The sequence below is a fragment of the Comamonas kerstersii genome (assembly GCF_008801935.1).
In the GTDB taxonomy this organism is placed as follows: domain Bacteria; phylum Pseudomonadota; class Gammaproteobacteria; order Burkholderiales; family Burkholderiaceae_C; genus Comamonas; species Comamonas kerstersii.
Map to the genome: position 1 here is coordinate 303,756 of NZ_VZOT01000002.1, position 21,297 is coordinate 325,052.

Below are 21,297 nucleotides of genomic sequence, written 5' to 3' on the forward strand. Positions count from 1 at the left end.
GATGCCACCCCAATGAATTCTGCAAGCAACAATTTCTCCGGCAGCCCCGTCGTTGCTGCCTCTCGCTGGCTGGCCGTAGGCAGCCTGCTGGGCCTGATCATTCTGTGCGTCGCATGGGAGCTGTGGCTGGCACCGCTGCGCCCCGGCGGCTCCTGGCTGGTGCTCAAGGCCCTGCCGCTGTGTATTCCGCTGGTGGGCCTGCTCAAGCGCCGCATGTATACCTACCGCTGGGTCAGCCTGCTGATCTGGCTGTACTTCACCGAAGGCGTGGTCCGTGCCTGGAGTGACCGGGCACCGGGCAACTACCTTGCCATGCTGGAAATCTTTTTCTGCCTGCTGCTGTTTGTGGCCTGTGTACTGCATGTGCGTATCCGCCTGCAGACCGCCAAGGCTCAGCCCGCAGCACCAGTCACACCAGAACATTGAGAAAGCAAAGAGACATGAAACAAGCCGCACTTCTGGCACAACTGCGCGACATCGTCGGCGCAGCCCATGTGCTGACCGATGGTGACCTCAGCGCCTATGAGCAGGACTGGCGCAAGCGTGTGCATGGCAAGGCGCTTGCCGTGGTGCGCCCAGGCAGCACACAGGAAGTGGCTGCCGTGGTCAAAGCCTGTGCTGCCGCGCATGTGAGCATCGTTCCCCAGGGGGGCAATACCGGGCTTTCTGTAGGCTCTACGCCCGACACCAGCGGCGAGCAGATTGTGCTGAACCTGCAGCGCATGCATGCCGTGCGCCAGCTCGATGCAGACAACCTCACCATCACCGTCGAAGCGGGCATGGTGCTGCAGACCCTGCAGGAAACAGCCGCACAGGCCGGTTTTCTGTTTCCGCTCTCTCTCGCTGCCGAAGGCAGCTGCACCATTGGCGGCAATCTGGGCACCAACGCTGGCGGCACCCAGGTGCTGCGCTACGGCAATACGCGCGAGCTGTGCCTGGGCCTCGAGGTAGTCACCCCTCAGGGCGAAATCTGGGATGGGCTTTCCGGCCTGCGCAAGGACAACACGGGCTACGACCTGCGCGACCTGTTTATCGGCAGCGAAGGCACGCTGGGCATCATCACCGCCGCCACCATGAAGCTGTTCCCGCAACCTGCGGCCCAGCTGACTGCCTTTGCCGCCGTGCCCAGCATGGAAGCTGCCGTGCGCCTGCTGGGCCTGGCCCACAGGCATCTGGCGGCCGGGCTGACAGGTTTTGAGGTGATGGGGAAATTTGCGCTGTCTCTCGTCGTCAAGCACATGCCCCAGCTGCGTGTGCCCTTTGCCGACATGGCCGATGCGCCCTACTGCGTGCTGCTGGAAAACTCCGACAGCGAATCCGAAACCCATGCCCGAGCGCGCTTTGAGCATCTGCTGGAGCTGGCGCTGGAAGATGGCTGCGTGCTCGATGCTGTGGTGGCCGAGAACATGACCCAGGCGCATGAGCTGTGGCATATCCGCGAGAGCATTCCGCTGGCACAGGCTGAGGAAGGCTTGAACATCAAGCACGACATTTCCATCCAGGCCTCGCGCATCCCTGCCTTTGTCGCGCACACGGACGCGCTGCTGCAGCGTGCCATTCCTGGCGTGCGCCTCGTGAACTTTGGACACCTGGGCGACGGCAATCTGCACTACAACGTGCAGGTGCCGGAAGGGCAGGACGGCAAAGTCTTTCTGCAAGAGAAAGAAGACATGGTCAACACACTGGTCTATGACGCCGTGGCGCAGTTTGGCGGCTCTTTCTCCGCCGAACATGGCGTAGGCGCGCTCAAGGCTGACAAGCTGGTGCACTACAAGTCACCCGTGGCGCTGCAGATGATGCGCGCCATCAAGCAGGCACTGGACCCGCAGGGCATCATGAACCCAGGCTGCATCCTGCAGCGCTGAAACTGCCTGCCCCAAGAAAACCAAGAAAAAACGCCGCAGCTTGCATGCTTGCGGCGTTTTTTGCTGAGTGAGCCCCGTGACCAGGGCTTACGCTTGTTACTGCTTGGATTCCTGGAAGTTGCTGATCATGGTCTGCACATCAGCAGGCCATGGCACCTCCACCTGTGCAGGGTCCTGGAACACCTGGCTCTTGCCCTCCGTGCTCAGCCACACGCGAACGGCATTCTGTGCAGGATCCACCACGATGGCTGCCATTTCTTCACCACCCTGATGCGCACGGTTGCCCGTGATGAACAGGCGTTCACCATCCTTGCTCAGCGGGCTGGCCACTTCCAGATTCTGCAGCACGAGCTTATAGGTATCTTCACCCAGCAGTGCCTTCAGGCGCTCTGCCAAGACACCGGAGACCAGATAGCTGTTGTCTCCAGGATAAGTGCCCACACTCTTTTCCAGTTCCTGCAAAGTGGAGGCAGTGCTGGCAGGTGTACTGGCCTCAGGGGCTGGAGCATTTTCCACCACCACGCTCTCAGCAGTCACCACCTCTTCCTGCGGTGCAGGTGCTGCGCCCGAGGTGTTGTCCGTACTCGCTCGATCACAGGCCGACAATGCCACAGCAGCAGCCAGTACCGCTGCGACCTGCAGTGCAGAAGAAGAAAAACGCAATTTCATAAGGGCCTCCAAAAAAAGTGTGAAGCAGGCATCCGCTCTGCATGGACTGCAAGACGCCCCATTGCGTCTTACTGCGTCCTCCATTGACATTATTGATGGCCTGACACCGGTGCGCCTGTCCGCCAACACCGCATATCCTGCCTCACGGACCTTTTTTCGGCTCATGGCACAATGAACCATTGGCCGCCCGGCTCATTGGCTTGGGCGGTTTTGCTTTACGAGATTCCGCATGACACTTTCCACCAACCGCCCAGTCCGTTCTCAGTACGAAGACTTTATGCGCCATGTCTACGAACATGGTGTGAGCAAAAGTGACCGTACCGGCACCGGCACACGCAGCGTGTTTGGCCATCAGATGCGCTTTGACCTAAGTGAAGGTTTTCCACTGGTCACGACCAAGAAAGTTCACCTTAAATCCATCATTCTCGAACTGCTGTGGTTCCTGCGCGGTGACAGCAATGTGAAGTGGCTGCAAGAGCGTGGATGCACGATCTGGGACGAATGGGCCCGTGAAGACGGCTCTCTTGGCCCTGTGTATGGCGTCCAATGGCGCAGCTGGCCCAAGCCTGACGGCGGCCACATCGACCAGATCGCCGAAGTGGTTCAACAGCTCAAGAACAATCCTGACAGCCGTCGCATCATTGTGAGTGCCTGGAATGTGGCTGACCTCGATCAGATGGCACTCATGCCCTGTCACGCCTTCTTTCAGTTCTATGTGGCACCTGCGCAAGAGCCTGGTGGCAAAGCCAAGCTCTCCTGCCAGTTGTACCAGCGCAGTGCAGATATTTTCCTCGGCGTACCCTTCAACATTGCGAGCTACGCACTGCTCACGCACATGCTGGCCCAACAGTGTGACCTGGATGTAGGCGATTTCATCTGGACCGGGGGAGATTGCCACATCTATAACAATCACTTTGAGCAAGTGCAGACGCAGTTGTCACGCCAGCCCTTTGCATATCCGACACTGCATATCAAGCGCAAACCAGCGTCCATCTTCGACTATGAGTTTGAGGACTTTGAAGTGCTGGGCTACGAACACCACCCAGCCATCAAGGCACCCGTAGCCGTTTGACGTCTCACTCCGTATTGGTTCTTTTGCTCAGCGAGTTACCTCTCGGAAAAGAGCAAATATCAAAAACAGGAGCTGCTAGCGCTTGATATTCATAGATTTCAGATATAAATCTATCCAAAGTCTATGAATCATCAGCGCTAGCAGCTCTCTTTTTTAAATAGACACTGTCCTGAGCCCTATGGCTATCCATTTGATTTATGCACGCGCAGCCAATGGCGTGATTGGTCTGAACAACAGCATGCCCTGGCACCTGCCGGAAGACCTGGCGCACTTCAAGCAGCTGACCAGCGGCAACCCCGTCATCATGGGGCGCAAAACCTGGGATTCGCTGCCCGAGCGCTTCCGCCCCCTGCCCGGCCGCACCAATATCGTGGTGACACGCAATACCGACTGGAGCGCTGACGGCGTGGTGCACGCCAGCAGTCTGGAAGAGGCACTGCGCATCGGCGCCCAGCACGGCAACACCGTCTGGGTCATGGGCGGGGCGCAGATCTATGCACAGGCACTGCCTCTGGCCGATGTGGTGGAAATGACCATCATTCACCAGGACTATGCAGGCGATGCCTACGCCCCCGAGCTGGATGCCCAGTGGCGGGAAACCGCACGCGAAGACCATGTCAGCGCCAAGGGGCTGCCGTTCAGCTTTGTGCGCTACGAGCGACAGCACGCGGCTGACTGACTAGTGATTTCCCGAGGTCGGCTGCAGGAAGAACAAGGCAGGATTGACGTGCTTGCTGCATTGCAACAATATAGAACGCTCGATCGCTTTTGCGCAGACCTTTGTTGAAAACGCCCCACCATGAGCCTGATCCAGCCCCTGCCCCCCGGCCCGCTTGACATCGTCGGAGACATCCACGGCGAGCTGCATGCATTGCTGGATCTGCTGCGCCACCTGGGCTATGACGCGGATGGCCGCCACCCACAGTCGCGCACCCTGGTGTTTGTGGGCGACTTTGTAGACCGCGGCCCGGACAGCCCCGGCGTGGTCGATGTGGTGCAGCGCCTGGTGGAAGCAGGGCATGCCCGCGCCATCGCGGGCAACCATGAAATCAACCTGCTGCGCCATGATGCCAAGGACGGCGCAGGCTGGTTTTTTGATGCCCGGCTGGACAGCGATCTGCGCAAATACCGCCAGTTCGCCCGCGCCACCACCACGCTGCAGCGTGCACGCATTGAAACTTTTCTGAACAGCCTGCCCCTGGGGCTGGAGCGCGAGGATCTGCGCGTCATCCACGCTGCATGGCATGCCCCCGACGTCGCCAAGGCCCGCAGCATGCCGCTGGGCGGTGCGCGCGCCGCCTACGACCACTGGGAAACGCAGGCCGCGCAAATCGCTGTGCAGCGCCGCATTGCCGAGCGCATGGCCGAGGAAAAAAACCGCTGGCCCCACAGCCTGGAAGATGGCGAGCGCCACCCACCATTCCTGCAGGCACACTGCGACAACGAACTTAACAAGGCCACGGTCAACCCGCTCAAGGTACTGACCTGTGGCCTGGAACGCCAGACCCATGCGCCATTTTTTGCGGGCAACAAATGGCGCTTTGTCGAACGCATGGCCTGGTGGGAGCAATACGCCGAGCCCACGCCCGTCGTCATGGGCCACTACTGGCGCTCCACCCTGCCGCACCAGAGCACGCAGGAGGGCTTGTTCAGCGACATCAGCCCCTATGCCTGGCACGGCCAACTGGGCAATGTGTTCTGCGTGGACTACTCCGTCGGTGCACGCGCGCAGGCGCGTACCTTTGACCAGCCACATGCCCACATGAAGCTGGCAGCCCTGCGCTGGCCCGAACGTGCGCTGGTCTTTGATGATGGCAGCCAGCACGCCACAACAGGCTTTCTGCAGCCCGAGAAAAACACAGCACACTCTGCCTGAAAGCAGGTGCAAGCCAGCTTGCACACGGCACTGCATATACACTGCCACCCTGTAAAAAAGTGCATCTTTTGCTGAGGCCGCACTGATCTGCGCTGGCACTCACCACCAGGACCTTCTGTCATTACCTGTCTTGCTGGCAAGCATGCAAAAGGGCGATGCCCACGACCATCAGGTCGCATATTTTTAAGAAACGCCCCATTTCTCCATCCAATACTGTGCAAGATACATTCAACGCCCTGGAGCCGCTGTATGTGGATCTCGATGGCACATTGACCCCCGTAGATACACTGCACGAAGCATTGACGGAAGTACTCCGCAGCCAGCCGCTCGCACTGCCCCAGGCACTGCGCAGCCTGCTCCAGGGCAAATCTGCGTTCAAGGCAACGACTGCCCAGCTCGCTTCCCTGGATGCCAGCACGCTGCCCTATAACCAGCATCTGCTGGAATTACTGCGTGCGGAAAAGCAAAAAGGCAGAAAGCTGATTCTGGCCAGCGCTGCAGATATTCGTATCGTGCGCGCCGTGGCGGAGTATCTGCAGATATTTGATGACATCATCGCGACCAACCAGCACGATGCCACCAACTTAAGTGGCGCCAACAAACAGGCTGCGATTGCAGCGCATGCTGCTGCACTCGGTTTTACGGAATATGCCTATGCAGGCAACAGCCATGACGATCTGGCTGTGTGGGAAAAAGCAAGTCTGGCTATTGCAGTGGATACCCCAGCCAGCGTGCTGAAAAAACTCAGGCAGCAGCACAGCAACATCATTGAAATGGTTGCAGCGAGGCAGCCATTGAAAGTATTTCTGAAGTCCATTCGTATCAATAACTGGACCAAGAATGCATTGATTTTTCTTCCCCTGCTGGCGGCCCATTGCCTGGAAGTACCTGCCTGGACCCAGGCACTGCTGGCATTTCTGGCCTTTGGCCTGTGCGCATCCGGCACGTACCTGATCAATGACCTGCTGGACATTCCCAACGACCGCAGTCACCCGATCAAATCCAAGCGCCCCCTGGCTTCTGGCCGCATGCCTGTTCTGCAGGGCTGCGCACTGTCCGCTCTCTTGCTGGCAGCAGCGGCCGTGACAGCCCTCTCTCTGTCGCCTGCCTTCTTTCTGACCCTGCTGATCTATACGGCGCTGACACTCTCCTACTCCGTCAAGCTCAAGAAAATCGCTATTCTGGATATTCTTGTGCTGGCCTTTCTCTACACCATCCGCATTATTGCTGGCGGGGTTGCATCGAATATTCAAATTTCCAAATGGCTGCTGGCAATTTCTATTTTTGTCTTTATCAGCCTGGCACTGGCCAAACGCTGTGCAGAAATCACTCGCATCAAAAATGCAGGTCTGGCGAAAATTCAAGGCAGAGGCTACTCCATCGATGACCTTGAAACCGTCAGAAGCATGGGCATTGCCAGCGGCTTCATGAGTGCGCTGGTACTGGCGCTCTACATAGAAAGTCCTACCAGTTTTATTAACTACAATTTGCCCGAACTTCTGTGGATCACTCCAGCGATATTTTTGGCATGGATCATGAGAATCTGGATCAAAACCGGAAGAAACGAGCTCACTGGTGAAGATCCCCTGCAGTTTTCCCTGAAAGACAAACCCAGCTGGATCTGCCTTTCCCTGATTTTCATATTCGCAAGCATTGCCATGGTCGGAGAAGCATGAATTTTTTTACCTACGTCATCGCGCTGGTATGCATTGCCATGTCATCACTCGCCCAGATTGCCATGAAATATGGCATGAGCGCAGGCCGTGCAGACAGCAGCGACCTCAAATCCATCTATTTACAGGCATTGCTGAACTCTTATGTCTGGCTAGGCATCGGCTTTTATGGCCTGAGCGCAGTCATCTGGCTGTGGGTACTTTCACGGCTGCCGGTGAGCGTTGCCTACCCCATGGTCAGCCTGGGTTTTATTCTGACCATGCTGATCGGCAAGTTTTTCCTGCATGAAAACGTGAGCTGGCAGGCCGCTCTAGGTGGCGCCTTGATTCTTATTGGCGTCACACTGATTGCAAGCACCCATCGGATTTAATATGAACAGCAATACTTATAAAAATCTATTCATAAAAATATTCTGCATCACACTGCTGGTCAAAATATTCCTTGCCTACTTCACGCCCATGACGGGGGATGAGGCATTTTTTTATCAGTGGGGGGTATTTCCTGCCGCTGGATATTCCGACCACCCTCCCATGGTGGGCTGGCTGATTTTCCTGCTGCGCATGCTGGGTGAGCACCCACTGATTCTGCGTGCATTCACCGTGCTGCTCACCAGCATCATTGGCCTGGGCATTGTCCTGCTGTGCCAGAAAACCCTGGATCAAAAATACCAGGCACATGCCTGGCTGATTGGTGCGCTGTATCTGTGCCTGCCATGGTCCTGGCTGTTCTTCATGGTCACCACAGATACCACGCTGGTGTTGTTCATGTTCTGCTCCGGGCTGGTGTACATGTTGGCAGACCGACAGGCATCTGACTCCAAGGCGCTGGTACTTTATGCCTTGTGCGGTATCTTGCTGGGCCTGGCCTTCCTGTCCAAGTACTTCTCTGCACTGCTTGGATTTGCGTTTGCCATTCACTGCCTGCTTTTCCGACGCAAGCGCCTCTGGGCCCCATTTGTGATTCTGGCCTTCGCCCTGCCCGCCATCTGCTTCAACCTGTGGTTCAACGCCACACACGGCTGGAGCAACATCATGTTCAATGTGTTTAACCGCAATCAGGACAAGCAATGGTCCATCGGCACGCTCATTGGATACATCGCCATGGTGGTGTACATCATTACACCCTGGACGATTTTTTATGCTTTCAAGAGCAAAAAAACATTCGCCACCGACAAGAAGCTGGTGTACAGCGCGCTGGCGCTGTGGAGCGTGCCTTTTGCGCTGTTCCTGGTGCTGAGCATCAAGCGATCGATTGGCCTGCACTGGGTCATTGGCTTCGTGCCATTTTTCATGATCTGGGCAGCCTACCGCCTGCACACCGAGCATCTGCAAAAATCCATCAAGTGGACGATTTATCTGTCTATCCCCCACTTTTTGATTTTTCTGACCATTTTGTTTGCGCCCATGAGCTTCTGGGGCAAATTCAATCTCCAGCACAAGGCCGTATTCCTGCACAAGGCAGACCAGATTACCCAGAACCTGGAAAGCTCGCTGCCCGCCGATGGCGTCATCATGGCCTACGCATACAGCCCCGCAGCAACCCTTGCCTTCTATCACAAGGCATATGTACCGGTTTTTGGGGAAGGCAAGTTCCACTCCAGACAGGATGACCAGATCATTGACTTCAAGGATTTTGCGGGCAAGACCATTCGCATCTACACGGGCAGGCAGCAAAATCATGATTTCTACAAGGCATATTTCGATGAAATACAGCCTCAAACCATGCAGGTGGATGGTGTCGATTTCTATTTTGTTGATGGCACCAACTTCAATTTCGAAAAGTACCGGGATACCGTGCTGAAATCCGTGGCCCAGAAGTACCACAACGCTCCCAGCTGGCTGCCGAATCTGGGTGATCCATACTGCGAACGCTATGGCTTCGATTTCTGTTCACCACAGAAATAAGCATGCTTGTGGCTGTCACCCTGCATCCAGGGTGAAGCTGCTGCGCAGCAGCCGACCAGCACACATCGCGCCCATCTGCCCCCCCCTGAAGCGCCTTGCCTGCAGGGCGCTTTTTTACGCTCTTTATCGTGCTCAACCTGCGCTTTGCGCCATGCACAGCACAAGGCTGCCGCCGACTCATCAGGCACAAAAAAAGCCACCTCACAGCAGTGAGGTGGCAAGCAGTTACAAGCGTTCTCGGGTAATCCCCACCCGATGGCTGCACTATATCTCAAAATACTTAACTTTCAGTAATTACTGAAATTAAGGAAGACAGAGTGCCGCAGGGCTTTACTGTGCCTGCCCTTCCTGCTCGATACGGCTCTGGTTCATGCGCTGCACCAGTGAGGTGATGTAGACGGTAAAGATAGGAAACACCGTCATGCCAACAGTAGCCAGCACAGCCGTTGCGACCTTGCCCAGAACGGTCACTGGGACAATGTTCGAGCCCACCGTAGTCACCGTCATGGACGCCCACCACAAGGCATCGTAGTAACTGCTCACCAGCGGGTTGATGCCCCCTTCGAACACAAAAAACACCAGGGTAAAAAAGTACACCACGGAGAAAAAGCTCACCAGGTACGCAATAAAAAGACCTGTGAGCTTGTTGCTCACCACCATCTTGACCAGCACGATCAGGGCCGCGCCACCGCGCATGATGGGGAGGAACTTGAGCAGATACTGCGCCTCGTTGGAAAACGACAGTGCAAAAAAATCGATCAGGCTCAAGTACGGCACAGACAGCAGAATCAGCAGAAAGTGTCTGAAGAAAAAGCGCATCTTCTTGGGTGCCAGCGCCATCAGCAAGAAGATGTCCAGCAGAAAGTACACGCACACCCACAACTGCACGCGGGCATAGATCGACCCTTCCAGAAACACCTGACCGGAAAAAGCTTCCAGCGAGATGCTGACAATCAGCACCAGCGCCGCAATCACACCCAGCAGGTTGAGCACGCGTGCCACATGCACGCGCCAGGAGCTGTCACCAGGCGGTGAAGGTGGGGTTTCAGGTACGGCGGCAGCAGTCACATCAGTCATGGATTTCAAAGAATTCGCACAAGCGCTGGCACGGCAAACCAGCGCATCACTCAGCCCCTCATGGGCAAAGCACTGACTGTAGTGCCTTTGCTCGACCAGCGTGCGCTCGCACCATGGGATGTGCACGCCCTTTCTGTGTATGAGCTGCGCTCAGGACTTCTCCTGGCACTGACAGACCAGCACTACCGGGCGAATCCCGCCAGCTTTACTGGTGTAGCAAAGCTGGGACAATCGGCGTTTTCGTCCCTGGCTGCTGTGCACTGCCTGCACGGCAGCACCAGCTATTGATCAAGAAGCACGCCCATGAAATTTGCCACCTGGAACATCAACTCCCTGAACGTTCGCCTCCCGCAGTTGCTGGACTGGCTGCAGGTCAATCCGGTGGATGCCATCGGGCTGCAGGAGCTCAAGCTCACAGACGATAAATTTCCCTTTGCCGAACTGGAAGCGGCTGGCTATCAGGCTGTCAGCCATGGTCAGAAGACTTATAACGGCGTCGCCATTCTGAGCCGTCACCCTGTTCGCGATGTGGTGCGCAACATTCCCGGCTTTGACGATGAGCAGGCACGCGTGATTGCCGCCACACTGGACACACCACAGGGCGAAGTGCGCCTGATCAACTGCTACTTTGTCAACGGCCAGGCCCCTGATTCCGAAAAGTTTGCCTACAAGCTGCGTTGGCTGGCGGCGCTGCATGCCTTTGTGCAGGCTGAAATGGCCCAGCATCCCCAGCTGCTGCTGGTGGGTGACTTCAACGTAGCCCCCGAAGACCGTGATTCTTTCGACCCCGAAGGCCTGCGCGGCACCATCCACCACACCCCCGAAGAGCGCGCACACTTCCAGAGCTTGCTGGACCTGGGCCTGACCGATGCCTTCCGCATGTTCGAGCAGCCAGAAAAGAGCTTTTCCTGGTGGGACTACCGCATGCTCGGTTTCCAGAAAAACCGCGGCCTGCGCATTGACCACATTCTGGTGAGTGAGGCACTGAAGGCCAGAACCACAGCCTGCGTGGTGGACCGCGCCCCCCGCAAGAACAAGCAACCCAGTGACCATGCACCCGTGGTCGTGACCATGGGCTGATGCCTGAATTGCACGCCGCTGTTTCAGCGGCTTTTTTGCGCCTGCTTGTGAGAATGTGCTGATTTCGTGACCGCCCGCCCTGCCCTGTTTCGTAACGCTGCCCTGCAGCAGCCTGGTTTTCTGCCTTTTCTGTCCGCACGCCTGCTAGGGTTGTTTGCCCAGCAGATGCAGGCCGTGGTCGTCGCCTGGCAGGTGTATGACATCACACGCGATCCGCTGTCACTGGCCTATGTGGGGCTGGCGCAGTTCCTGCCCATGTTGCTGCTCCTGATACCGGCGGGTGATCTGGCCGACCGCATGAGCCGCAAGCGCATGCTGGCCGCCAGCTGGGCACTGGCTTGCGTCTGCGCTGCACTGCTGCTGTGGCTGAGCACACTGGGGGTGCGTGGTGTGGGCGGCATCTATGCCGTACTGGTGCTGTTTGGCTGCAGCCGCGCCTTTACCGGCCCAGCCATGCAAAGCCTGCTGCCGCAGATCGTGCCCCGTGCGTATCTGGCGCAGGCGCTGGCTACCAACAGCATGATCATGCGCACCGGAGCCATTGCGGCTCCCGTGCTGGGTGGCGTGCTGTACGGCCTGGGCGGTGGAGAACTGACCTATGGCGTGTGCGCCATGGCCCTGGCCCTGGCCGTTGTGCTGCTGTGGCGCGTGCCGGTGCGCTACGCCGCAGCGCGCCAGCCACTGCAGGGCACGATGTGGCTGCGTGCACGCGATGGGATACGCTTTATTCGCAGCCACCCGATTGTGCTGGGCACCATCTCGCTGGACCTGTTTGCCGTGCTGCTTGGCGGTGTGATTGCCCTGCTGCCCGTCTATGCCAAGGAAGTGCTGCATGCCGGGCCGGAAGGCCTGGGCATCCTGCGCGCCAGCATGTCCGTGGGTGAGGTGCTCATGGGCCTGTGGCTGAGCAGCCGCCCCATCAATCAACGTGTAGGCAAGGTGATGTTTGCGGCAGTTGCCGTGTTTGGCGTGGCCAATCTGGTTTTCTCACTCTCGCACTGGTTCTGGCTGTCTGCAGCCATGCTGGCGATTGCTGGCGCAGCAGATATGGTGAGTGTGTACATACGCTCATCGCTGGTGCAGTTCTCTACCCCTGACACCATGCGCGGGCGCGTCAACGCCGTCAACATGCTGTTTATCAGCTCCAGCAACGAGCTGGGCGAATTCCGCGCTGGGGCCATGGCTGCAGGCATTGGCGCTGTGCCAGCAGCCATCGTAGGCAGCATCTGCACGCTGGGCGTGGTGGGCACCTGGATGCTGTGGTTCAAGCCTTTGCGCGAGGTAAATAAACTAGAAGATGCATCGAGTCTGTAAGATAAAAGCCATAGATGCATTTTTTTACAAAAAATGATTGTTAAAAACCACAGTCTCCGTACATATTCAGCAGTCTGAATCCGTTCTTCGCTTTCCGAAACATCTGACTGTTATGCGCTGTGTGCTGAGAGGTATGGGTATCCTGGGTTTGTGTGCATGTCTATCTGCCTGCAATGAGTTGCATGAGCGCTTAGGGGGCTACCCCACGCGGGATACAGCGATCAATCTCGAAACAGCCACCCCCAACCAGATTGCAGATGCCCTGAGCCAGATGGCCCGCATCTCTACCGTGGGCGATGACTGGGAGTTCCTCGACCCCGCAGACATGTGCACCGTGCATGTCATCGACAAGTCTGGCAAGCACAGCCGCCCACTCAATCTGCGCAATGCGGAATTTGCGCTGCACCGCGACCAGCAAAGCCAGCGCTACTACGCCACCATGCAGCATGGCGACACCGTGGTCACTGACAACGAGCGACACCCGCTGCGCCTGTTTGAAGGCACGGCCTACCACGATGTGTTCTTTGCCGAAGGCTATCTGCGTGCGCTGGCAGACCGCTGCGAGCGCAGCCGCCAGCTGCAGGCCCAGAACCAGCACACCAGCAACTCCTGACTACTCAATTCATAGCTTTCAGCGCAGTATTAATAAGCCTTAGAGCCATTTTTTATGCATAAACAAAGCCCGCAGTTCCGCCAGGAACTGCGGGCTTTGTTTTAGGCGGCCAGCCGCTGTGCCTTACAGCGCTTCCTTGCGCAGCTGCTCGGCGCTCTTGGGCGAAAGCCAGCCAGGAGCCACATCAAACACGGTCTTGGCGCCGGTCATGCCCCACTGCTTCATGCGATGCACGGCACGGGCGTAAGCCACCAATACGCTGGAGGTGAACTCAGGGTTGCTGTCCAGCTGCAGACGGTACTCAATGACCTGCTTGTTCTGCTCGGTCGTATTGCCGCTGCGGATCACAAAACCGCCATGGGGCATGGCGCTGTGCTGTTCCTTGAGTTCTTCGGCGCTGATGAAGTTGACCGTGGTGTCGTACTCATCAAAGTAGTGCGGCATGGTCACGATGGCCTGGCGCACGGTTTCAGCGTCTGCGCCTTCGGCCAGCACCACGTAGCAGTGACGCTCGTGTTTCTGGCGGGTAGTCAGCGCGGGGCGTGTGCCGCTGCGCACGGCTTCCACAGCAGCTTCCACGGGGATGGTGTACTGCACGCCGCCTGCCACGCCGGGAATGCGGCGGATGGCATCCGAGTGCCCCTGGCTCAGGCCCTTGCCCCAGAAGGTATAGGTTGCGCCATCGGGCAGCAGGGACTCGCCCATGATGCGGTTGATGGAGAACATGCCGGGGTCCCAGCCAGCGGAAATCAGGGCTGTGGTCTGCCCCGCCTGGGCTGCAGCATCCACGGCCGCAAAGTGCTCGGGAATGCGAGCGTGGGTGTCAAAGCTGTCCACAATGCAGAACTTGGCTGCCAGCGCGGGCGACTGCACGGGCAGATCGTCCTTGGAACCACCGCACAGCACCAGTACGTCGATGCGGTCGGCATGGCTGTCCAGATCTGCCATCGAGAACACGGGCGTGCCTTCAAACAAAGGCTTGAGCTGTGCAGGATCGCGGCGGGTGTAGATGCCAGCGACCACCATGTCGGGGTTCTTGGCCACAGCGTTTTCCACACCACGGCCCAAATTGCCATAACCAACCACGCCAATGCGGATCGGGTTCGCCTGCTTTGTCGTCATAGACCAACTTCCTTTTCCAAACTACCAATTCCGGCAGCAGAGCTCGTCTCTGCCGCCACTTGTTCCTGCACAGCTTCAGGTATTGCTGCCAGAAGCCTGCGCGCGCATCTGCGCCTGTCTGCGCAGCTGCATGGCGCCTTCCAGCACCAGCATGGCCACACCCGCACCAATCAGCGCATACATGGGCTCCTGCCCGGGCTGCACACGCTCGCCCATCAGCAAGGCGGCCACCACCAGCAGCAGCGGCTCTACATAGGACAACAGCCCGAACAGCCCCAGCGGCAGCAGGCGGCTGGCCGTCATGTACAAAGCCAGCGCCACCGCACTGAGCACGCCCAGCAAAGGCACCAGCGCGTGCAGCGGCGCTGTCTGCGTCACGGCCTGCCAGCCCGTGTAGCCGGCCGAGGCATCCCCCCAGGCAAACCAGGCGCACACAGGCAGCATGAGCAGCACATCCAGCCAGTGGCCTGCAAAGCTGTTGGTGTGGAGCTTGCGCCGCAGCACAAAGTAGGCGGGGTAGCCAATCACCACCACCCAGGTGGACCAGGCCACACTGCCTGCACGCCACAGCTCCCAGGCCATGCCGCAGCCTGCCAGCGCCGAAGCAGCAGCCTGCCAGGGCGTGAGCCGCTCCTGAAACACCAGCCGCCCCGCCAGCACCATGGCCAGCGGGAGCACAAAGTAGCCCAGCGACACCGGCAGCGCATGCCCATGCAGCGGTGCCCACATGAAGAGCCACAGCTGCACACCGGCCAGCAGCGAAGACAGCAGCAGCATCAGCGCAAACGGCCAGTGCTCACGCGCCCGCTGCAGCAGCGCCAAGACAGCCTTGCCCTGACTGCTGTAGCACAGCCATGCCGTCGTGAACGGGATGGTCATGAGCATGCGCCAGCCAAAGATCTGTTCACCCGTCAGCGGCTGGAGCAAGGGGGCCAGGTAGTAAATGCCACCAAAAATGCACGAGGCCACTACCGAAGCCGCTACGCCCTGAAACATCCCCACTCCCTTATGCTTGTGCGCACGATGACGCTCACTTACCGGTGAGCATGCGCCAAAACAGCGCACGCGCGCACCAAACCAGTGATTCTCGCTATTTTTCGCCCTTGCGCGTGCACATATTTGGCGAAGGTGCGACTCCACGTCTGCGCCAGCACTACACTTGCGCGCTTTGCGCCCTGCTCCCACCACCATGACTGAAGCTACTGACCGCCCCTGCTACACCCATCCGCTGGACATCCTCTGGCAGGATGAAGACATGGTCGTGGTCTACAAGCCCGCAGGCTGGCTGGTGCACCGCACGGCCATTGCCCGCCATGAAACCCGCTTTGTGCTGCAGACCCTGCGCGACCAGATCGGCCAGCACGTCTGGCCCGTGCACCGGCTCGATCAGGGCACCTGTGGCGTGCTGGTATTTGCGCTGAACAAGGAAAGCTGCCAGAAGCTGGCAGCCTGCTTCATGGACCACACGGCGCACAAGCACTACCTGGCGCTGGCGCGCGGCTGGCTGCCTGATGAGGTGGATGTGGACTACGCCCTCAAGCCCGACGATGCACCGGAAGACGCCCCCGCACGGCCTGCGCAGACCCTGCTGCGCTGCCTGGCCCACCTGGACTGGCCCGAGGCCTATGACCCGCGCCACCCCAGCACGCGCGTGTCGCTGGTGGAAGCCCTGCCCAGGACGGGCCGCCGCCACCAGATTCGCCGCCACTTGAAGCACACCTCCCACCCCATCATTGGTGACGCCACCCACGGCAAGGGCCCCCTGAACCGCTGGTGGGCCGAGCGCATTGGCCTGCACCGTCTGTGGCTGCACGCGCATGCGCTGAGCATTCCCCATCCGCGCACGGGCGAAGTCATGCATTTCTGCGCGGACTGGCGCAAGCTGGCCCATGTACCGGAAGTGCAGCAGTGGCAGCAATTGCTGACCCTGCCCGGCTGGCAGGCCACGGCACGCGGTCTGCCAGCCAGCTGCGGCATCACACTTCCCAGCACACAGGCCTTATAAAAAACATAGCTGCCTGCGCAAAAAATAAAAGGGCTTCAGATAGATAAGTATCTGAAACCCTTTATTTATCAGCGCTAGCAGCTATTAAATTCAAGCTTTCTTGGGCTTGATCCATTTGCCTTCTTCGTCAAACTCCAGCAGCGGGGCAGGCACGAATTCGTAGGTCGCTGCACGATCGGCCTTGAGCTCACCCGAGAGCAGATCCAGCAAACGCTCGTTGTCCATCTTGAAGCCGCAGGCCTGGGCATGGCCGCCGCCGCCAAAGCTCTCGGCCAGGGGAATGCAGTTGAATTCCGAGCGCGAACGCAGGCCCACCTTCACGCCCTTGGTGCCTGCGTGCCACATCAGTGCAAAGCTGCCGCTCTGGCGCGAGAGGATGTCGCCCACCTGGCTGTGGAACACGCCGGGGCTGTTGACCATCAGGCCCTGAAAACCATTGAAGGTCAGCACCTGTGCGCCATTGGCGATGTCTTCACACAGACTCTGGAACTTCTCATCCATCGCACCGCCGCGCGCCATGAAGGCAGTTTCCTGCTCAGGCGTGAAGGCGGCAATCTCAGCCCAGCGCTCAAAGGTACGTGGCTCCATGTCCAGTGCCGCCAGGAAAGGAGCGCTTTCTGCAAATTCCCACTTCCAGATGTCGCGGTCTTCGATGTACTTGATCAGGCCGGGCACGGGCTTTTCGGGGTGGAAGAACTCCCAGGCCAGCTTGGCACCAGACTTGTTCATGTCAAAGTGCACCACGCCGCAGTTGCACTGGTAGCCCTCCAGCTTTTCGGCCGCGCTCTTGTGGTGGTCCAGCACCACCAGCTTGCTGACCTTGGCTTCAATGGCAGTCAGCAGTTCGGGGCCAAAGGCAAAGTCCATCACATAGACCGCGCGGCCATCGAGCTCGCCCAGGTCTTCCACGGTCTGGATTTCACCGTGGTCCAGCCCCCGGTATTCGGCCTTGTCACCAAAGTACAGCCACGCAGCCAGCGCCGCGCCAAAGCCGTCCGCACAGCGACGACCGTGGTAGAGGATGTAGGGGCGCGCATCGTTTTCCAGCGATGGCTGCACCAGCAATTGCAAAGGAAGAATGTTTTTTCTCATGTTGTCGCCATTGTCGCTGCGCGATGGTGCTTGCGTACAGCACAAGGCTTTCGCCCAAGGCGCACGCAAGCATTGCATGCAAGTTTGGAATGTTTCGATTTCGCTACCTCATGCCTGTTTTGCATGCAAATGCGGCCAGAAACCATGAGAAATCAAAAACTTGCCATCCACACCGATACAACATGCACAGGGATTTGTACGTTTACTTACATTCCATTCGCACAGACAGTTTCCACAGGCCGCCCCATAATGACTTCATCCTCGTATCAGTGACTGCTGCACGAAGCTGTACCAGCCACCACAACTGATGACTACCGCGAACGACATCACCCCATATCTGGGAAAACTGCTCAGTTTCCGCCATGACATGCATGCGAACCCTGAGCTTCGCTATGAAGAACACCGCACGGCGGACAAGATTGCGGCCTACCTGAATGCGCTGGGCCTGCCCATCCACCGCGGTCTGGGCAAGACAGGCATCGTGGCCACCATCTACGGCAAGGGCCACTCCAAAGACAACCCCGGGTGCAGCATCGGCATCCGCGCCGATATGGACGCCCTGCCCGTACAAGAAACCACGGGCGCTGCGCACGCCAGCTGCGTACCCGGCAAGATGCACGCCTGCGGCCACGATGGCCACACCACCATGCTGCTGGGAGCAGCCACCCTGCTGGCAAAAAACCCCGACTTTGACGGCACCGTCCACCTGATCTTCCAACCTGCGGAAGAAGGTGGTGCGGGTGCCAAGGCCATGATGGAAGACGGCCTGTTCAAGCGCTTCCCCTGCGATGCCGTGTTTGCCCTGCACAACTGGCCATCGCTGCCTCAGGGCCAGATGGCCGTGCGTGTCGGCCCCATCATGGCATCGACCATGCGCTTTGAAATCCGCGTGCGCGGCAAGGGCGGCCACGCTGCCATGCCCCACAAGACGCTGGACCCTATTCCTGTCGCCTGCGCCATCGTCAGCCAGCTGCAGACCCTGGTCTCGCGCGGCGTAGACCCACTGGACAGCGCAGTGCTGACCATTGGCAAGATCGAAGGCGGCACGGTGGAAAACATCATCCCCGACGAAGCAGCCATCTATGGCACGGTGCGCACGCTCAAGAAGTCCACACAGGAATACATGATCGAGGGCCTCAAGCGCATCTCCAGCCATGTTGCTGCTGCCCACATGTGCGAGGCTACCTACATCCACAAGCCCGGCTACCCCAACACCACCAACACCGCCAAGGAAGCCCGCTTCATGGCAGACGTGATGGCCGAGCTGGTCGGCAAGGACAATGCCTTCCCCGACATTGAACCTGCCATGACCGCCGAAGACTTTGGCTTCATGCTGGAAGAGGTGCCCGGTGCCTATGGCTGGATTGGCAATGGCAAGAACGGCCAGCCCGGAGTGGGCCTGCACAATCCTGGCTACGACTTTAACGACGACAATATCGAGCTGGGATCCCGCTTCTGGAACCAGCTGGCACGCCGCTGGTTCGAGCAGGCACGTTGATAGCACCATAAGCACAGCGTTTACCAACCGCACCCCAGGTGCGGTTTTTTGTTTCTGGACTCACCATGACCACTGCACGCCCTCTCACACGTCGCACCCTTTTGCTGGCAAGCGCAAGCCTCGCTGCCTCCGGCCTGAGCACGCTCAGCCATGCCAGCGCCCCATGGCCCAGCAAGCCCATCCGCATGATCGTGCCCTACCCCGCTGGCGGTGTGAATGACGTGGTCGCCCGCATGTTTGGCGACCTCATGGCCCAGAGTCTGGGCCAGCCTTTTGTGGTGGAAAACAAGCCGGGGGCTGGCGCCACCATTGGCATTGCGGAACTGGCCAAGGCCAATGATGCCCACACTTTTGCCTTTGGCGCCATCAGCCCGCTGACGCTCAACCCCTACCTGATGCCAGTGGCCTACCACCCGCTGGAGGACATACAACCCGTTGCCAGCGTGATGTATTCCCCCGTGCTGGTGCTGGCCACCACAGCCTTTGCTGGCAAGACATGGGACGATGTACTGGCACAGGCTCGCACCAGCCAGGGCGTGAGCGTAGCTACTTCAGGCTACGGCACGCTGGCCCACATCATGGTGGAGCAGCTGATTCGCGCCACCGGCGGCAACTTTGTGCACGTGCCCTACAAAGGCGGCAGCCAGCTGATCACCGATGCCGCAGGCGCACAGTTTGACCTGCTGCTGGCCAACCCTTTTGCACCCATCAACGCACTGATCGAGCAAGGCAAGCTGCGCGTGCTGGCCACCACCGGCCCTGCACGCCCTGCCTCCTACCCCCAACTGCCCACACTGGGTGAGCTTGGCTTTGACAAGGCCAATCTGGTGTCCATGTTCGGCTTTTATGCACCCAGCAACACACCACCCGAGGTGGTGGAGCGTTTCAATCAGGAAGTGCAGCGTCTGCTTGCCACCAGCGACATGCAGCAGCGCCTGCGCAAGCTCGACAACACACCCCACCCCATGAGTGTGGAAGACTTCACGGCAGCCATTCGCCGTGACTACGCCCTCAATGGCGTGCTGATTGAAAAAGCAGGCATCAAGGCCCAGTAAGCCTTGAACCACGCATCAGGGCGGCACTCCTGTGCAGCCCTGATGCGCACAGCCGCTTACCAGCGCTTGACGCCTTTTTTCTTGGCGGCGGCAATGGCTTCTTTCTTGGCGGCGCGCTCGGCATCAGCAATGGCAGCAGCAGCGGCCCATTGTTCAAACTCTTCGGGCGTTTCCAGCGTGATACGGCCCAGCATATGGGTGCGGTAGTCGGTAATCACCACCTCGGCCGCCTTTTGCGTATTCACGCGGCCGCCGCTCATCACACAGCCGCGCTTGCGGCCAATGGCTTCAAGCAGCTCGTAGTCCGGCATGTCACGAATTTGCTCCAGCGTCATGCCCAGCTTGTAGCGTTCGTTCAGGTTCTGGGCATAGTGCTTTTGCAAAATCAACAGCAGCTCCAGCGCCACCAGCTCTTCGTCATAGGCATTGCGGCCAATCGAGCCTGATGCCGCCAGGTTAAAGCCGCTTTGCTCGATCGAGATACGCGGCCACAGCATGCCGGGAGTGTCCCAGAGGTAGAAATCATGATCCAGCACGATGCGCTGCTCATCCTTGGTCACACCGGCTTCGTCGGCGGCCTTGGCCTGCTTCTTGCCGCTCATGGTGTTGATCAGGGTGGACTTGCCCACATTGGGCACGCCGCAGATCAGCACGCGCATGGGCTTGGCCATGCCGCCACGGTTGGATGCCAGCTGGCGGCACACTTCCACCAGACGGCGTGCCGGTGCAATTTCTTCTGCATCCATGGCAATGGCGCGGGTGCCTGGCTGGGCGTTGTACCAATCCAGCCAGAGCTGGGTCTTGACGGGGTCGGCCACGTCCTGCTTGTTCAGCAGCTTCATGCGGGGCTTGTGTCCGGTCAGCTGCTGCAGCAGCGGGTTGAAGCTGGAGCCTGGAATGCGCGCATCCAGCACCTCAATGACCACGTCAATGTCTTTGACGCGCTCCTCGATGAGCCTGCGCGTGGAGTTCATGTGACCGGGGAACCACTGGATTGCCATGGACGTGCTTTCTCTTTTTTGGAATCAATGCTTGGGGGCGCAAGGATAATCGCAAGCTGTTTTCTCGTCACAGCTGCCTCATCATGACCACCCAACACCCCAAGTCATCGCGCTCTCCACTCAACAACGACATGCTGGTGCGTGGCGTCATCCTGGTACTGATCGGGCTGGTGCTGCTGATAGCACCGCATTTCATGGCCGCATCGCCCACGCGTGAGCTGTTTGTGCACGCACGCATCCCCGCCTGGTTTGCGCTGGTGCTGGGCGCAGCCTTCATGGGGCAGTATGCGCTGCGCCGCCGCAAAGAGCAGCAGCACGACCAGCCATCTTGATATCGCCTTCGCGGCAGTTACCTTCCGGCTGGCTCAGGCCTGCCGCCG

The 21,297-nt window shown here is 58.8% G+C and carries 22 protein-coding genes; 16 read left to right on the forward strand and 6 right to left on the reverse strand.

Annotated features, from left to right (window positions below):
• Nucleotides 1–12 precede the first annotated feature (12 nt).
• Together F7P80_RS04560 and F7P80_RS04565 are read left to right on the forward strand one after the other, a co-directional pair.
• A complete protein-coding gene (locus F7P80_RS04560) occupies nt 13–426 on the forward strand; it encodes a DUF2069 domain-containing protein (RefSeq protein WP_151043080.1) in 414 nt (137 codons plus the stop codon).
• Nucleotides 427–440: 14 nt separating this feature from the next.
• On the forward strand, nt 441–1,865 hold the full coding sequence (locus tag F7P80_RS04565; RefSeq protein WP_151043082.1) for an FAD-binding oxidoreductase: 1,425 nt from the start codon (nt 441–443) through the stop codon (nt 1,863–1,865).
• Between the two features lie 96 nt (nt 1,866–1,961).
• Here the strand turns inward: F7P80_RS04565 and F7P80_RS04570 are convergent, their stop codons facing one another.
• The gene (locus tag F7P80_RS04570) at nt 1,962–2,534 is read right to left on the reverse strand and encodes an Ivy family c-type lysozyme inhibitor (RefSeq protein WP_077344855.1); all 573 of its coding nucleotides are present in this window, start codon (nt 2,532–2,534) and stop codon (nt 1,962–1,964) included.
• A 229-nt stretch (nt 2,535–2,763) separates the two neighbouring features.
• Here F7P80_RS04570 and F7P80_RS04575 point away from each other — a divergent pair, with 229 nt between their 5' ends.
• The 6 genes from F7P80_RS04575 (at nt 2,764) to F7P80_RS04600 (ending at nt 9,060) form a co-directional block, all read left to right on the forward strand.
• Nucleotides 2,764–3,606 carry a thymidylate synthase gene (locus F7P80_RS04575; RefSeq protein WP_054066838.1) on the forward strand — a complete coding sequence of 281 codons (843 nt, stop codon included), beginning with the start codon at nt 2,764–2,766 and terminating at the stop codon, nt 3,604–3,606.
• A 178-nt stretch (nt 3,607–3,784) separates the two neighbouring features.
• Nucleotides 3,785–4,285 (forward strand): dihydrofolate reductase, encoded by a 501-nt coding sequence (locus F7P80_RS04580; protein ID WP_151043084.1) that lies wholly within the window; start codon nt 3,785–3,787, stop codon nt 4,283–4,285.
• A 120-nt stretch (nt 4,286–4,405) separates the two neighbouring features.
• Entirely contained in the window at nt 4,406–5,482 is a 1,077-nt protein-coding gene (locus F7P80_RS04585) for a metallophosphoesterase (protein ID WP_151043086.1), read from the forward strand.
• Nucleotides 5,483–5,637: 155 nt separating this feature from the next.
• Nucleotides 5,638–7,158, forward strand: a complete 1,521-nt coding sequence (locus F7P80_RS04590; RefSeq protein WP_151043088.1) for a UbiA family prenyltransferase — start codon at nt 5,638–5,640, stop codon at nt 7,156–7,158.
• Nucleotides 7,155–7,526 carry an EamA family transporter gene (locus tag F7P80_RS04595; RefSeq protein WP_054066834.1) on the forward strand — a complete coding sequence of 124 codons (372 nt, stop codon included), beginning with the start codon at nt 7,155–7,157 and terminating at the stop codon, nt 7,524–7,526. Before F7P80_RS04590 ends, F7P80_RS04595 begins: the two co-directional genes overlap by 4 nt.
• An 88-nt stretch (nt 7,527–7,614) precedes the next feature.
• Nucleotides 7,615–9,060: an ArnT family glycosyltransferase gene (locus F7P80_RS04600; RefSeq protein WP_170265335.1), complete on the forward strand. Its 1,446-nt coding sequence runs from the start codon at nt 7,615–7,617 to the stop codon at nt 9,058–9,060.
• 330 nt (nt 9,061–9,390) lie between these two features.
• Here the strand turns inward: F7P80_RS04600 and F7P80_RS04605 are convergent, their stop codons facing one another.
• A complete protein-coding gene (locus F7P80_RS04605) occupies nt 9,391–10,137 on the reverse strand; it encodes a potassium channel family protein (protein WP_249041377.1) in 747 nt (248 codons plus the stop codon).
• A gap of 60 nt (nt 10,138–10,197) precedes the next feature.
• On the opposite strand from F7P80_RS04605, the gene F7P80_RS04610 reads away from it, so the two are divergent.
• The 4 genes from F7P80_RS04610 (at nt 10,198) to F7P80_RS04625 (ending at nt 13,144) form a co-directional block, all read left to right on the forward strand.
• A complete protein-coding gene (locus F7P80_RS04610) occupies nt 10,198–10,425 on the forward strand; it encodes a hypothetical protein (RefSeq protein ID WP_151043092.1) in 228 nt (75 codons plus the stop codon).
• A gap of 15 nt (nt 10,426–10,440) precedes the next feature.
• Nucleotides 10,441–11,217, forward strand: a complete 777-nt coding sequence (gene xth, locus F7P80_RS04615; RefSeq protein WP_151043094.1) for an exodeoxyribonuclease III — start codon at nt 10,441–10,443, stop codon at nt 11,215–11,217.
• 66 nt (nt 11,218–11,283) lie between these two features.
• Nucleotides 11,284–12,531: an MFS transporter gene (locus F7P80_RS04620; RefSeq protein WP_249041378.1), complete on the forward strand. Its 1,248-nt coding sequence runs from the start codon at nt 11,284–11,286 to the stop codon at nt 12,529–12,531.
• A gap of 133 nt (nt 12,532–12,664) precedes the next feature.
• Nucleotides 12,665–13,144 (forward strand): hypothetical protein, encoded by a 480-nt coding sequence (locus tag F7P80_RS04625; RefSeq protein ID WP_130932675.1) that lies wholly within the window; start codon nt 12,665–12,667, stop codon nt 13,142–13,144.
• 123 nt (nt 13,145–13,267) lie between these two features.
• Here the strand turns inward: F7P80_RS04625 and F7P80_RS04630 are convergent, their stop codons facing one another.
• Together F7P80_RS04630 and rarD are read right to left on the reverse strand one after the other, a co-directional pair.
• A complete protein-coding gene (locus F7P80_RS04630; protein ID WP_151043096.1) occupies nt 13,268–14,266 on the reverse strand; it encodes a diaminopimelate dehydrogenase in 999 nt (332 codons plus the stop codon).
• Nucleotides 14,267–14,341: 75 nt separating this feature from the next.
• Complete coding sequence (gene rarD, locus F7P80_RS04635; protein WP_151043098.1) at nt 14,342–15,262, reverse strand: EamA family transporter RarD; 921 nt, start codon at nt 15,260–15,262, stop codon at nt 14,342–14,344.
• A 193-nt stretch (nt 15,263–15,455) separates the two neighbouring features.
• Here rarD and F7P80_RS04640 point away from each other — a divergent pair, with 193 nt between their 5' ends.
• On the forward strand, nt 15,456–16,271 hold the full coding sequence (locus F7P80_RS04640; protein ID WP_151043100.1) for a pseudouridine synthase: 816 nt from the start codon (nt 15,456–15,458) through the stop codon (nt 16,269–16,271).
• 90 nt (nt 16,272–16,361) lie between these two features.
• Here the strand turns inward: F7P80_RS04640 and F7P80_RS04645 are convergent, their stop codons facing one another.
• Nucleotides 16,362–17,363, reverse strand: a complete 1,002-nt coding sequence (locus F7P80_RS04645; RefSeq protein WP_054066937.1) for a DHH family phosphoesterase — start codon at nt 17,361–17,363, stop codon at nt 16,362–16,364.
• Nucleotides 17,364–17,670: 307 nt separating this feature from the next.
• On the opposite strand from F7P80_RS04645, the gene F7P80_RS04650 reads away from it, so the two are divergent.
• Together F7P80_RS04650 and F7P80_RS04655 are read left to right on the forward strand one after the other, a co-directional pair.
• On the forward strand, nt 17,671–18,861 hold the full coding sequence (locus F7P80_RS04650; protein WP_054066825.1) for a M20 aminoacylase family protein: 1,191 nt from the start codon (nt 17,671–17,673) through the stop codon (nt 18,859–18,861).
• 65 nt (nt 18,862–18,926) lie between these two features.
• The gene (locus F7P80_RS04655; RefSeq protein ID WP_151043102.1) at nt 18,927–19,916 is read left to right on the forward strand and encodes a Bug family tripartite tricarboxylate transporter substrate binding protein; all 990 of its coding nucleotides are present in this window, start codon (nt 18,927–18,929) and stop codon (nt 19,914–19,916) included.
• A gap of 56 nt (nt 19,917–19,972) precedes the next feature.
• Here F7P80_RS04655 and ylqF read toward each other — a convergent pair whose 3' ends face one another.
• The gene (gene ylqF, locus F7P80_RS04660) at nt 19,973–20,917 is read right to left on the reverse strand and encodes a ribosome biogenesis GTPase YlqF (protein ID WP_151043104.1); all 945 of its coding nucleotides are present in this window, start codon (nt 20,915–20,917) and stop codon (nt 19,973–19,975) included.
• Nucleotides 20,918–21,000: 83 nt separating this feature from the next.
• On the opposite strand from ylqF, the gene F7P80_RS04665 reads away from it, so the two are divergent.
• Nucleotides 21,001–21,249, forward strand: coding sequence for a hypothetical protein (locus tag F7P80_RS04665; protein WP_054066822.1), 249 nt, complete (start codon nt 21,001–21,003; stop codon nt 21,247–21,249).
• Nucleotides 21,250–21,297 lie beyond the last annotated feature (48 nt).